General features: G+C 38.4%; 13 protein-coding genes. 11 read left to right on the top strand and 2 right to left on the bottom strand.

Translation table 11 applies throughout. From position 1 onward, the window contains the following. Nucleotides 1-71 precede the first annotated feature (71 nt). The 8 genes from IGJ00_RS04230 (at nt 72) to IGJ00_RS04265 (ending at nt 9,252) form a co-directional block, all read left to right on the top strand. Nucleotides 72-926, top strand: coding sequence for a bifunctional methylenetetrahydrofolate dehydrogenase/methenyltetrahydrofolate cyclohydrolase (locus tag IGJ00_RS04230; protein ID WP_071865922.1), 855 nt, complete (start codon nt 72-74; stop codon nt 924-926). Next, nucleotides 923-2,263 carry an exodeoxyribonuclease VII large subunit gene (xseA, locus tag IGJ00_RS04235; RefSeq protein WP_071865923.1) on the top strand — a complete coding sequence of 447 codons (1,341 nt, stop codon included), beginning with the start codon at nt 923-925 and terminating at the stop codon, nt 2,261-2,263. The genes IGJ00_RS04230 and xseA overlap by 4 nt, the downstream gene beginning before the upstream one ends. Nucleotide 2,264: 1 nt before the next feature. Then, complete coding sequence (locus IGJ00_RS04240; protein ID WP_010735998.1) at nt 2,265-2,492, top strand: exodeoxyribonuclease VII small subunit; 228 nt, start codon at nt 2,265-2,267, stop codon at nt 2,490-2,492. After that, nucleotides 2,489-3,376 (top strand): polyprenyl synthetase family protein, encoded by an 888-nt coding sequence (locus tag IGJ00_RS04245; RefSeq protein ID WP_074800176.1) that lies wholly within the window; start codon nt 2,489-2,491, stop codon nt 3,374-3,376. The genes IGJ00_RS04240 and IGJ00_RS04245 overlap by 4 nt, the downstream gene beginning before the upstream one ends. Before the next feature lie 8 nt (nt 3,377-3,384). Beyond that, entirely contained in the window at nt 3,385-4,206 is an 822-nt protein-coding gene (locus IGJ00_RS04250) for a TlyA family RNA methyltransferase (RefSeq protein WP_010735996.1), read from the top strand. Nucleotides 4,207-4,305: 99 nt separating this feature from the next. Beyond that, the gene (locus IGJ00_RS04255; protein ID WP_010735995.1) at nt 4,306-4,755 is read left to right on the top strand and encodes an arginine repressor; all 450 of its coding nucleotides are present in this window, start codon (nt 4,306-4,308) and stop codon (nt 4,753-4,755) included. A gap of 17 nt (nt 4,756-4,772) precedes the next feature. Beyond that, on the top strand, nt 4,773-6,452 hold the full coding sequence (gene recN / locus IGJ00_RS04260) for a DNA repair protein RecN (RefSeq protein ID WP_071865925.1): 1,680 nt from the start codon (nt 4,773-4,775) through the stop codon (nt 6,450-6,452). 856 nt (nt 6,453-7,308) lie between these two features. Beyond that, the gene (locus IGJ00_RS04265) at nt 7,309-9,252 is read left to right on the top strand and encodes a hypothetical protein (RefSeq protein WP_272018565.1); all 1,944 of its coding nucleotides are present in this window, start codon (nt 7,309-7,311) and stop codon (nt 9,250-9,252) included. A gap of 84 nt (nt 9,253-9,336) precedes the next feature. Here the strand turns inward: IGJ00_RS04265 and IGJ00_RS04270 are convergent, their stop codons facing one another. After that, entirely contained in the window at nt 9,337-9,453 is a 117-nt protein-coding gene (locus tag IGJ00_RS04270) for a DUF4044 domain-containing protein (RefSeq protein ID WP_010735989.1), read from the bottom strand. A 71-nt stretch (nt 9,454-9,524) separates the two neighbouring features. Beyond that, nucleotides 9,525-10,481, bottom strand: coding sequence for a magnesium transporter CorA family protein (locus IGJ00_RS04275; RefSeq protein WP_010735988.1), 957 nt, complete (start codon nt 10,479-10,481; stop codon nt 9,525-9,527). 209 nt (nt 10,482-10,690) lie between these two features. Here IGJ00_RS04275 and IGJ00_RS04280 point away from each other — a divergent pair, with 209 nt between their 5' ends. The 3 genes from IGJ00_RS04280 (at nt 10,691) to rsmH (ending at nt 12,642) form a co-directional block, all read left to right on the top strand. After that, entirely contained in the window at nt 10,691-11,059 is a 369-nt protein-coding gene (locus tag IGJ00_RS04280) for a DUF3397 domain-containing protein (RefSeq protein WP_071865927.1), read from the top strand. A 170-nt stretch (nt 11,060-11,229) separates the two neighbouring features. Further along, a complete protein-coding gene (gene mraZ / locus IGJ00_RS04285; protein ID WP_029594184.1) occupies nt 11,230-11,661 on the top strand; it encodes a division/cell wall cluster transcriptional repressor MraZ in 432 nt (143 codons plus the stop codon). A 21-nt stretch (nt 11,662-11,682) separates the two neighbouring features. Then, the gene (gene rsmH / locus IGJ00_RS04290; protein WP_065095669.1) at nt 11,683-12,642 is read left to right on the top strand and encodes a 16S rRNA (cytosine(1402)-N(4))-methyltransferase RsmH; all 960 of its coding nucleotides are present in this window, start codon (nt 11,683-11,685) and stop codon (nt 12,640-12,642) included. The last annotated feature ends 1 nt before the right edge of the window (nt 12,643 follow it).

A 12,643-nucleotide genomic window follows, 5' to 3' on the forward strand; every position in this document is an offset into this window, starting at 1 on the left:
TTAGTAAATCTGGTTATGTTACAAGTGGTTTATATGGTAGAATGAAAGCAAAAATATCTGGGAGTGATCGTATGTCAGAATTGATGAATGGAAAAGAATTAGCAGAAAAAATGCAAGCAGAACTTGCGTTAAAAGTAAAAGAGCTTAACGAACGACAGATCAATCCCGGATTAGTTGTTTTATTAGTTGGAGAAAATCCAGCAAGTCAAGTCTATGTTCGTAACAAAGAACGAGTTGCGAATCAATTAGGTATTTATTCAAAAGTAGAGCGTTATAGTCAAACAATCTCCGAAGATGAGCTTCTAAATGAAATTGAAAAATATAACAAGGATCCACGGTTCCATGGAATCCTTGTACAATTGCCTTTACCAAAACATATTGATGAAGAGAAAGTGTTATTAGCAATCGATCCTAAAAAAGATGTTGATGGCTTCCATCCATTGAATCTAGGACGTTTATTTGCAGGAAATCCTGATAAGATCCCTTGTACGCCTTATGGAATCATGAAGATGTTTGAGGCATATGATATTGATTTGACTGGCAAGCGTGCAGTAGTGATCGGTCGCAGTAATATTGTCGGTAAACCCATGGCGCAACTTTTATTGATGGCTGATGCGACGGTCACCATTGCTCATTCAAAAACGAAAGACCTTGCAGCGTTAACTCGTGAAGCAGACATACTCGTAGTGGCTATTGGGCGTGGCCATTTTGTGACAAAAGACTTTGTCAAACCAGGGGCGGTAGTTGTCGATGTGGGGATGAATCGTGATGAGAATGGAAAACTGATCGGGGATGTCAAATTTGATGAAGTCGCTCCTCTTGCAAGCTATATCACGCCTGTCCCTAAAGGAGTAGGTCCAATGACGATCACGATGTTGATGGCACAAACGGTCCAATCAGCTGAAGCAGAGCGAGGAGAGTTATGACGCAAGAATATTTAACAGTTACCACCTTAACCAAATATTTAAAACGAAAATTTGAAGCAGACCCATATCTGGAAAGAGTTTATCTAACTGGTGAAATCTCAAATTTCCGTATGCGAGCGAATGCGCATCAATATTTCAGTTTAAAAGATGATCACGCAAAAATCTCTGCGATCATGTTCAAAGGTGCTTTCCAAAAGTTACGTTTTCAACCAAAAGAGGGCATGAAAGTGTTGGTGATTGGTCGGATCTCCCTTTACGAAGCCAGCGGTTCTTATCAAATTTACGTGGAACATATGGAGCCAGATGGTGTTGGTGCGTTATACCAAGAGCTAGAAGAACGAAAAGAAAAATTGATGAAAGAAGGTCTATTTGCTGGACCTAAAATGGCATTGCCGAGATTTCCAAAACGCATCGCCGTTTTAACAAGTCCTAGTGGTGCGGTCATTCGTGATATTATCACGACGGTCAAACGCCGTTACCCAATCGCGCAACTTGTTTTGTTCCCAACTGTTGTGCAAGGAAACCAAGCAGCAGATGATGTCGTCCGCAATATTCAACGCGTTGAAGCGTTAGGAAATTTTGATACAATGATCATCGGACGTGGTGGTGGTTCGATCGAGGATCTTTGGCCTTTCAACGAAGAACGGGTGGCTCGTGCGATTTATCAAGCAAAAACACCGAGCATCTCTTCTGTCGGTCATGAGACAGATACGACGATTGCTGACTTAGTGGCTGATGTTCGAGCAGCGACACCGACAGCAGCAGCTGAGTTGGCTGTTCCAGTATTATCGGAAGAGTTGATGCGGATCAAGGAAAGACAAGCCCGCTTAGAGCAAGGGTTTTTACGCCAGATCCAACGAAAACAAGAGCGGTTTGCCCGCTCAAGACAATCCTATGTCTTTCGCCAACCTGAACGTCTCTACGAGGGACAAACGATCAAACTAGATCAATTGCGGCAACGCTTGTATCAAGCAACGCAACAAATTTACCATGCAAAAGAAAAACAAACCATGACCTTAAGTCATCAGTTGCAACAAGTTGCACCCATTTATCGAGTGAAATCAGCCAAGCAAGAAACAAGCTACTTAGAAAAACGACTAGAAGAAAAAATGTACCAATATATGCAACAACAGCAACAAAAGTTTCAACAGACGGTTCAATCACTTGATTTACTTAGTCCTTTAAAAATCATGGGTAGAGGGTATAGTTACACCACGTTGCATGATCAAGTGGCAAAAAGTGTCGATGAGATCCAAGTCGGTGATGAGTTAGTCATTCATTATGCAGATGGACAGGTCAAAGGTAAAGTGGAACAGATCAAAAAGGAGACAGAATAAGATGGCAAATCCAACATTTGAAGAATCATTGCAAGAATTAGAAAAAATCGTCATGCAATTAGAGCAAGGAGATGTTCCTTTAGAATCAGCGTTAGATGCGTTTAAAAGAGGGATGGAATTAAGTAAGCAATGTCAAGATACTCTTTCTAAAGCAGAAGAAACCCTCACAAAAATGATGACTGAGACGAATGAAGAGATCACTTTTGACGAGAAAGAGGGGACACAATGAATCTAACCGATTTTTCTGCGACTCACCTTCCTTTGGTAGAAGAAGAAATGGTTTCTTTCATTACGGAATATACTTCGGATGAACGCTTAAAAGAAAGTATGATCTATTCGATCCATGCAGGAGGGAAAAGAATCCGTCCACTTGCTTTATTAGCAACCGTGGCTTCTTTTGATGCCAAGATCGATACTTCAGCTTATCAAGTGGCAGCAGCATTAGAGATGATCCATACGTATTCATTGATCCATGATGATCTTCCAGCAATGGATAACGACGACCTGCGTCGAGGAAAACCAACCAATCATAAAGTCTATGGGGAGGCAATCGCAATTTTAGCAGGGGATGGATTATTGACGGGTGCCTTCCAGTTGATCAGCATGACCCACTTAGCGAACTCACCAAAATTGTTATTATTGCAACAATTGGCTGTTAGTGCTGGGACACAAGGCATGGTTGCAGGACAAGCGGCAGATATCCAAGGAGAAACGAAAGATTTGACGCTAGAAGAACTAGCATTGATCCATGAACGAAAGACTGGACGTTTGATACGTTATGCTTTGCTAGCAGGTGGGATTTTAGCAGAACAACCAGAAGAAGTTTTGTTACAATTGCAACAAATTGCCGCTCATCTTGGGTTAGCTTTTCAGATCCGTGATGATTTATTGGATGTGACTAGTACGACAGAAGCATTAGGAAAAACAGCTGGCAAGGATGAACGAGCGGATAAAAATACGTATCCACGCTTATTAGGGATCGAGCAGACAAGAGCTGCGTTACAACGAGAAATCCATTCCGCCAATAGGATCATTGCCGAGTTAGAACAAGAAGTTTGTTCATTTGATGGAGAGATTCTTCGTCAGTTGGTCAAACGATTTGATGAGAAGTGAGGAAGAGGATGGAAAAAGAACGAGTAGATGTATTAGCCGTCAAACAAGGGCTATTTGAAACAAGGGAACAAGCAAAACGTTCCGTGATGGCAGGATTGATCTATAATGAGAAAAATGAACGTTTTGATAAACCAGGAGAAAAAATCCCCGTTAGTAGTGAATTAAAAGTCAAAGGTAAAAAATTGCCGTATGTTTCTCGTGGTGGGTTGAAACTAGAAAAAGCATTAAAACAATTTGATCTAACAGTCAAAGATAAAGTATTGCTTGATATTGGGGCATCCACAGGAGGGTTTACCGATGCTGCCTTACAAAATGGAGCAAAAATGAGCTATGCCTTAGATGTAGGCTACAATCAGTTAGCATGGAAAATCAGACAAGATCCAAAAGTGGTCGTGATGGAACGTGTCAACTTTCGTTATGCAAAACCTGAAGACTTTGATCAAGGTGTGCCAGAAGTCGCTGTCATTGATGTATCATTCATTTCTTTGAAGCTGATGCTACCGCCATTACATGCAATTTTGAAACCAGAGGGTGAAGTAATTGCATTGATCAAACCACAATTTGAAGCAGGTAGAGAAGCGGTCGGTAAAAATGGTATTGTTCGAGAAGCGACAACCCATCAACAAGTCATCGAACAAATTTTGACTTTTGCCACAGAGCAAGGGTTTGATGTATTAGATCTAAGTTACTCTCCTATTACAGGTGGAGAGGGAAATATTGAATTTTTAGCGCACTTAAAAAAAGTATCAGATAAAGGAACGATCTATGCGAACGTTGATCCAGCTCACATCGTTGAAATGGCTCATGAACAATTCACGCATAAGCGGTAGTCTAGAAATTGACAAAAAAGACTATGAGTTCTTCTTTATTAAGCGCTTAAAATAAGCTATCATTGAAAGAAGAAGGATTGGTGAAGGAGCGGATTGAGCATGAGAAAAAAAGATCGACATCGTTTGATTACTCGATTACTAAATGAACAAGATATACGTAAACAAGAAGAATTTGTTGAAATATTAAAAAATAAAGGGATTTCTGTTACACAAGCAACGATCTCAAGAGATATCAAAGAGCTTAAATTGATCAAAGTTCCCGCAGTTGATGGTGGCTATCGCTATAGTCTGCCTGCTGAAACAAGTGAAGATGTGAGCACAAAGCTAGAAAAACTATTGAAGGACGCATTTGTAGCAGTTGACCAGATGGAAAAATTTGTTATTTTAAAGACTTTACCGGGCAATGCTTCTGCAGCTGCAAATTTAATCGATAAACGTTACAAAAAAGAATTGTTCTCGATCATCAACGATGATGACAATGTGTTGATGATCACACGATTGGAAGAAGATGCTGTTCAATTAAAGAAAGATTTTCTGCATTACCTTTAATCTAAGGAGTGATTGCAATGCTACAAGAAATCAGTATCACCAATTTTGCGATTATTCCTGAATTGCGTTTGTCGTTTCATGAAGGAATGACAGCATTAACAGGAGAAACCGGAGCCGGTAAGTCAATTATTATTGATGCTTTGGGCTTATTAGCAGGTGGTCGTGGATCAAGTGATTATATTCGTCAAGGTGCCGATAAATGTATTCTGGAAGGGTTATTTGAGTGGCCTAAACAAGAAGGTTTTGAAGCGCTGATGGAAGAGTTGGGGATCGAGTCTGATGGCTCGAATCTGATCGTCCGTCGAGATATGTCTTTAGCAGGTAAGAATGTTTGTCGAGTCAATGGACATATCGTGACATTAGCGAATTTGCGACGAGTTGGCAGTTATTTAGTGGATATCCAAGGTCAAAATGAGCATCAGGAATTATTACAACCTGAGTCACATCTTGTGTTACTTGATCGTTTTGGGGACTCGACATTCCAACAGAAAAAAAGAGCGTACCAAGAAGCTTATCAAGCGTATCGTGAACTTGAAAGAAAAGTACGTAAGATCCAACAAAACGAAAAAAATTATGTCCAACGTATTGATATGTTGAATTTCCAACAAGAAGAAATCGCAGCCGCTCAATTAGAAGTTGGTGAAGAAGAAAAACTTCGAGAAGAGCGCGATAAATTAAGTAATTATCAAAAAATCGTCGATGGTTTAGCTACTGCTTATGGGGCGCTTAGTGAAGGTGAACAAAGCAGTCTTGATGGGGTGGGAATGGCTGTTTCCGAGATCCAAAGTATTGCCCATCTTGATTCAGAGTATGAAGCAATTTTTGATAATATCCAGAGTGCCTATTATTTATTGCAAGATGCAGTAGGGGATATGAGCAGGCAAATCGATCTGCTTGAACTGGATGAGAATCGTTTGGAAGAAGTGACGCAACGCATGGAAACGATTCGTCAATTGAAGCGTAAATATGGCGATTCAGTTGAAGCCATCTTAGCCTACTATGAAGAAATCACAGAAGAATTGGATTCATCGGATTTTACAGAAAGTCAACTTGATAAAATGAAGAATGAACTGACCCAAAAAGAAGAGTGGGCGTTTCAATGTGCAGAAGAACTCCATCAAGCAAGAAAAGCGATCGCAAGTGACTTAGAACAGTCGATTCTGCGCGAATTAAAGAGTCTTTATATGGAAAACACCGAATTTGAAGTTCGTTTTTCAACGCAAGCAAATGGACGCTTAGATGAGCAAGGTTTTGATATTGTCGAATTTTATATTACGACAAATCCAGGAGAACCATTGAAGCCACTAGTCAAGGTAGCATCAGGTGGAGAATTGTCACGAGTATTACTTGCTCTGAAAACCATTTTTTCTTCTGAACAAGGTGTGACTAGTATCATTTTTGACGAAGTTGATACTGGTGTTAGTGGCAGAGTGGCACAAGCCATTGCGGATAAGATATTGAAAATATCCAAGTATTCCCAAGTACTTTGTATCACGCATCTCCCTCAAGTGGCTGCTGTAGCGGATTATCAATATTACATTGTAAAAAAAGTCGTCGGCGGAAGAACACAAACATCCGTCTCCGAATTAGCCGCAGCTGAAAGAGAAAATGAAATCGCACGAATGTTAGCGGGGAGTGAAATCACGCCTTTAACGATCGAACACGCCAAAGAGTTGTTACGTTTGGCGAAAAAATAAATAGAAAATAAAAATCACCCTTTGCCTACATTGGCTAGGGTGATTTTATTTTGCTTTTTTAGGGAATAGAGGTAAAAAAACAGTTGAAATCTTTCCCAACAGAAAAAATAATTGGTTATTTTTATATTGTATTTTATTATACTTTTTTTATGATTTTGAGAATGAGATTTTTAAATCCAAAAGCTGTCGATAGTCAATCAATAGTTAATCCGCTTACAAAGGTATATTTTTTTAATCATAAAAAATTTTGGTCAATGATGAAAAGATAAATTCAGTAGTAATGTTTTCCCAGTTTTTGATTATGTTTGAAAAAAAAGCACTACACATAAATTAGTTTAAACGTATGATTATTGAAAATAATTCTTTTTTGAACGCTAAGAACAGATACTTGAGGTTAGTAGGAAAATGATGTCATAAATAGTCTAAAGTATTTCTGTAAATAAACAAGAAATATTATCTGTGTAACTACCACGGATAAAAGATAGGTTTGTAAGAATGTAATAGATCAGTAAATGAATAATACGAATATTCTTAGATCAATAAAAGCTATCATTGATTCGCTTAAAGTATTGTATTAAAAGTATCGTCATATCGTCTATGTAAATGATTCGTTTCCGCTGGTGATTTATTTGTTATAGAAATAGCAAACTCAATGATTATTGTTCGTTGTTTTTGTCCCAATGGTGGTTACGTCGTATTTTTACTCATAGAGAATACCTACAAGAAAGGGAGGAAGGGACAATTCATCTAAAAATTTTTTGTAAATGGGTGATTTAGGAACGTACACTTTTAGAAGTTTTTCTAAGAAAAAGGAATGGAACAAAACAAATACATAAAAATGCGAGGAGTGTAAGATATGCCAGGAATTGATTTCAGAGAAACAGGTGGAAAGTTCATTAATCGAATGCATGACGCTAATAAGACAAATACTCAAAAAGATCTGAATAGATTAGCTATTCGCATGGGGAATGAATCCCTAAATGTGAGAGCAAACCCAATTGTTACTTATCTTTATTATTCGACAGGTATTCTTCAAAATACAACACTACAGCCGATTAATCAAAGGAATGATCGAGTTGCAGGAAATGCGCGCACCTCATTTGGAGAAAGAAATCAAGAAAGTCCTTCGTATGATTTAAATACTAGAGCAAATGCAACTCAAAGCTATCGTAATGTAGTACAGAGAATTCCTCAAGTCAGTATAGATCAAAACGTTCTAGCATCAAATGGGCTAGCTAATGTGACAGGTACGGTTCCTAAACATTTTAATAGTGAGTACGTTCCTAAAAAGGCATTGAAATTTAAACGTAAAGAATCTAGTGAACATAAGGGCAATACATCTCGCAATACAAGTGATGTATTGCAACAATCCCTAAATGGAAGTAGACAGATCAATCCAAGACATCGCCGTGCGCTCTCCAAGGAAGCCTCCTATTTAATTAAGAAAGGCACAAGTGAGCTACATGATCAGAGAGTAAAAATTCTGAATAGTATTCAAAAAGATGAAATGTTTAAGTCTGAAGTAAGATCATCCAACCATGAGCAGACATCCCAAACAAAAGACAATGAGCTAACGAATAATGGGATGACTTCCTGGCAAGAAGAAAAGTTTCACTTGTCACAGGAAGATGTAGATGCAATTAAGAAAGATGCAAGTGGACTACATGATCAGATAGTAAATCATACAAGTAGAATTCAAAAAGATGAGACTTCTTTTGTTTATGAAATCCCTAAGTTTGAAGCAAGACCATCCAAGCTAGATCAGGGAACAGACTCACGTAATCGAACAACCAATATGGAAAATCAGGAAATTTTAAAGGGATTTTTGGATGGATTACAAAAAGCCTATTCATCGCAAACAAAAGATAGTCCAAATTCAGATTTTAGATTGCGAGAAGAAAATGAGCCAACAAGCACTGGAATAGCGTCCTGGCAAAAAGGAAAGAATCACTTGTCACAGGAAGGTGTAGATACAACTCAGAAATCGACGATTGAACTACAGGATAAGGCAATGCAAAGTTTGAAGAGTATTCAAAATGATCACATATCTAAGTTTGAAGCAAGACCATCCAAGCGAAATCAGGGAACAGACTCACGTAATCGGACAACCTATATGGAAAATCAGGGAATGACAAAGAAATTTGTAGAAGGTTTACAGCAAGCCTCTTCATCCCAAACAAAAGATGATCCGAATTCAGAGGTCAGTTTTACAACGCATGGAGGAAAAGAAGTTGACACAGTTAAACTGCGCAATCTCAATGATAATCCTGTATTTGAAGCAAAAAATGTAAGAGGTGAAAACGAAGAAAGCTTGACACACGGTGTAGGAGAAAGTCTAATCAAGTTCAGAGAGCAAGCACAGCTCTATCGTTCTAAGGCTACAATATATCAACAAGCGATTCCTACGCAACCGTCTCAAAATAAATCACAGGATCTGTATAACAGCTTAGCGAATCAAAAAACTATTGATTTAAAAGATACGCCGACAGGTGAATATATTTTAAAAATGATAGAATCATCGGATGGACAGAATTTTCCCGCAGAATTGAAGGATTTTTTGAAAGATTTACAGCAAGCTCCTTCATCCCAGACCAAAGACAGTCCAACTTCAGATTTTAGATTGAGAGAAGAACAGGCGGATCAGTCTACACAGTCAGTGACCAGATTTCAAAATGAAAATAAGAAAAGTTTTGCGATGCTAACAAGTGATGCGAGAGTAAAAAGCCAACATAAAAATATATCGAATCAAGCAAGCCAGCAACCAAGAACAAACAAAAAAGAGGTCAGTTTAAGTATGTAGTAACCAATGTGACAGACTCTTGATGATAATAGCTAATAACAGGAAATGGAGGTTGCGCCAAATTTGGCGCAACCTCCATTATTTTTACATGACACTGATTACAGCAGTTAGAACGACTGAGCCGATTGTCAAAATCAACATTGTCCAAATCACTAATTTTGTGACTTTCGCAAAAGTGCTTGTTTGTTTTTTTTCTCGCATCGTGATTACCTCGATTTATTATTGTTAACTTGATTTTACATGCTTTTCACTGATTCTACAAGAGGGCATCTCTATAAAAACTTACCTTTTTTCAAATAATAAGTAGTCAGAAGTGAAATGATCACGGTCAATAGTATCAACCAAAGAAAAGCATCATCCCTTTCGGCAATTGGTAGTTTAATATTCATACCATAAATACTTCCAATGATTGTTGGAATCGTTAGGATAATCGTTAAAGAAGTTAAAATTTTCATAATATTATTCAAGTTGTTTGAAATGATGGCAGAAAAAGTTTGGTTCATCTGTTCGACAAGCTTCAAGCGGATACGAGCGGTGGTCTTTGCTTGTTCTGTTTCGATGATCACGTCTCTGAGGTGATTCATCATCGCGTGATTATTTTTTACCGATTGGTTCTCGGCTAATTGTTGCAACGCTTCAAGATTCGAGGCAGTCGCTTCTTTGAAATAAACCAAGCTTTTTTGGATATCCATGATTTGATACAATTGTTTATTCTCAGTTGAAACTTTTAGTTGTGTCTCCAACAAATCACATTGTGCAAGTAAGGTAGAGAGATAAGTGTTATAGGACTGAGTGATCTGCCAAAGTAACTGCATAAAAATATTTAGAGTTGTCGAAAGATCGTTTCTTTGAAACGTTTGATGAAAGACTTTTTTCAAAAAAAGTGGTTCGTGATTCGTAATTGTGATAAGCTTCTTTTTGGGCGTGAGAATAATCGAAAACGGATAAGTATCTACTTGGAAATATCCGCTAGGACTAGTTTTTGGAAAAGGGTATTGCAATAATACCAATGCTGGTTTTGTAAGCTTTTCTTGATTAAATTCTTCTACCCGGGAGTTTTCTGCATCGTCTAAGACAGACGTGAGGTAATCTTTAGGTATTTGGAACTGTTTGATCAATTGATTGATTTCTTCTTCTGTTGGTCGCTCGACACAATACCAAATGGTTTCAGCCGTTTCTTCCATTGAATCAACCAATTTCTGGTCTTCAAGTGTGAAATACTTTATCATTGGGAACCTCCTCAATACTTCTTTCTTCTATTATAACCAATTCTTGAAAAGAACACATTGAAAGAGACTACCCACTGATTATCAATCTTGATTTGTCAAAAAACGGCTGCAACAAAATAATAAAACAGTATAAATTTAAACTAAATGAAATCGTTGTGTAAACTAAATCACGTATACTGAACGCAACGATAAAAAAGGAGATTTGTCGAATGGGCAGTTTTTCACCACTTGTATTGTTTTGGTACATCTTTCCGGCAATCGTGATTTTTGGTTGTCAATTTCTAGTAAAAATATTTGCATTGACTCGTCGTTTCAAAGTCAAAGCACCTGATTTAGCCGTTCCTTTTTTGTGGGGAGGCATCCACGCATTGTCTCGTAATACCGCTACGTCTTCATTTTTGCCCTTTTTATTGATCACCATCCTTTTAATGGCAATCTGTATCGCGATATTCCAAGCTTATTACTATGACGAACTTGTGTATTCACGTTATTTCAAAATGACTTGGCGTCTTACTTTTTTGGTGACCTTAGTCATGTATCTCGTTTTGATCGTCCTAAACATCCTTTCGTTTCTCTAATATGGCGCAATCAGGCTGTTAAAAGACTTTAAAAAATCTTTTAGCAGCCTGATTGTTAAAATTTTTTTTACTAATCAAAAAGTTATTCTCAGATTTCCCATAAAAGGTGGTAGAAAGTGGGGGATTGTGGTAGACTGATTTTAGTTAGTGGAGGATTGGGGGTAGTTTCGATGTTAATGGGCGAATTTCGGCATAATATTGATGCAAAAGGTCGCTTGATCGTGCCTTCAAAACTGCGCGAAGAATTAGGCGAACAATTCGTGTTGACTCGTGGATTAGATGGCTGTCTTTTTGGCTATCCGATGAGCGAATGGAACGAATTAGAGTCGAAACTCAATGATATGCCCCTAGCAAAGAAAGACGCTAGAACCTTTGTCCGTTTTTTCTACTCAGCAGCTACAGAATGTGAGTTGGACAAACAAGGACGTATCAACATCCCTAATACATTAAGAAACTACGCAACAATAACGAAAGAGTGTGTCATTGTTGGTGTGTCAAACCGAATCGAAATTTGGGATGAAGCCAAATGGCAAGAATTTTCAGAAGCTGCGGAAGAAAACTTTGATGAAATCGCTGAAAATATGATCGATTTCGGATTATAAGAAATAGGAAGAGGCTGACCAATGACTGAAACATTTCAACACTATACAGTCATGTTAAAAGAAACGGTAGATGGACTTGCAATCAAACCGAACGGAATTTATGTGGACTGTACACTCGGCGGAGCCGGGCATAGCGAATACTTATTAAGCCAACTGAATACAGAGGGTCATCTTTATGCGTTTGATCAAGATCAAATAGCAATCGATCACGCAAAAATCCGCTTGGCTGAGTATGTCGAAAAAGGTATGGTCACTTTTATCAAAGCAAATTTCCGTGAGCTTGAAGAGCGCTTGACTGAATACGTACCTAAGGTCGATGGGATACTTTACGACTTAGGCGTGTCTTCGCCACAATTAGACGAAGCAGAACGTGGATTCAGTTATCATCAAGATGCGCCTTTGGATATGCGAATGGATCAATCGGCACCTTTGTCAGCGTATCATGTGATCAACGAATATCCTTACAACGAATTAGTAAAGATTTTCTTTCGTTATGGAGAAGAAAAGTTTTCAAAACAAATTGCCAGAGAAATTGAACGGGTGAGAAAAGATCATCCGATTGAAACAACAGGGGAATTAGTAGAAATCATCAAACAGGTGATTCCTGCCCCAGCAAGACGAAAAGGCGGTCATCCCGCAAAACGCATTTTTCAAGCTGTGCGAATTGCAGTCAATGATGAGCTAGGTGCGGAGGAAGCCTCCTTAGAACAAGCAATCCGCTTATTGAAGGTCGGTGGCCGGATCAGTGTGATCACTTTCCACTCATTAGAAGATCGGATCGTCAAAAACATGTTCAAAGAATATAGTACGGTCAAAGATTTACCACCCGGGTTGCCGGTCGTACCTGATGAGTTCCAACCTGAATTAAAAGTGATAACGAGAAAACCGATGTTGCCATCTGAAGAAGAATTGGCAGAAAACAATCGTTCTCGTAGTGCAAAATTGCGTATCGCTGAAAAAATACGAGAGAAAGAGGAGTAGA

It is taken from the genome of Enterococcus sp. AZ062, assembly GCF_051715065.1.
GTDB lineage: Bacteria > Bacillota > Bacilli > Lactobacillales > Enterococcaceae > Enterococcus_B > Enterococcus_B mundtii.

Excerpts from the sequence above, each read along its gene's own strand:
- recN (WP_071865925.1), top strand. The coding sequence starts at position 4,773 with ATGCTACAAGAAATCAGTATCACCAATTTTGCGATTATTCCTGAATTG.
- IGJ00_RS04245 (WP_074800176.1), top strand. The coding sequence starts at position 2,489 with ATGAATCTAACCGATTTTTCTGCGACTCACCTTCCTTTGGTAGAAGAA.
- IGJ00_RS04230 (WP_071865922.1), top strand. The coding sequence starts at position 72 with ATGTCAGAATTGATGAATGGAAAAGAATTAGCAGAAAAAATGCAAGCA.
- IGJ00_RS04255 (WP_010735995.1), top strand. The coding sequence starts at position 4,306 with ATGAGAAAAAAAGATCGACATCGTTTGATTACTCGATTACTAAATGAA.
- xseA (WP_071865923.1), top strand. The coding sequence starts at position 923 with ATGACGCAAGAATATTTAACAGTTACCACCTTAACCAAATATTTAAAA.
- IGJ00_RS04250 (WP_010735996.1), top strand. The coding sequence starts at position 3,385 with ATGGAAAAAGAACGAGTAGATGTATTAGCCGTCAAACAAGGGCTATTT.
- mraZ (WP_029594184.1), top strand. The coding sequence starts at position 11,230 with ATGTTAATGGGCGAATTTCGGCATAATATTGATGCAAAAGGTCGCTTG.
- IGJ00_RS04275 (WP_010735988.1), bottom strand. The coding sequence starts at position 10,481 with ATGATAAAGTATTTCACACTTGAAGACCAGAAATTGGTTGATTCAATG.
- IGJ00_RS04265 (WP_272018565.1), top strand. The coding sequence starts at position 7,309 with ATGCCAGGAATTGATTTCAGAGAAACAGGTGGAAAGTTCATTAATCGA.
- rsmH (WP_065095669.1), top strand. The coding sequence starts at position 11,683 with ATGACTGAAACATTTCAACACTATACAGTCATGTTAAAAGAAACGGTA.
- IGJ00_RS04270 (WP_010735989.1), bottom strand. The coding sequence starts at position 9,453 with ATGCGAGAAAAAAAACAAACAAGCACTTTTGCGAAAGTCACAAAATTA.
- IGJ00_RS04240 (WP_010735998.1), top strand. The coding sequence starts at position 2,265 with ATGGCAAATCCAACATTTGAAGAATCATTGCAAGAATTAGAAAAAATC.
- IGJ00_RS04280 (WP_071865927.1), top strand. The coding sequence starts at position 10,691 with ATGGGCAGTTTTTCACCACTTGTATTGTTTTGGTACATCTTTCCGGCA.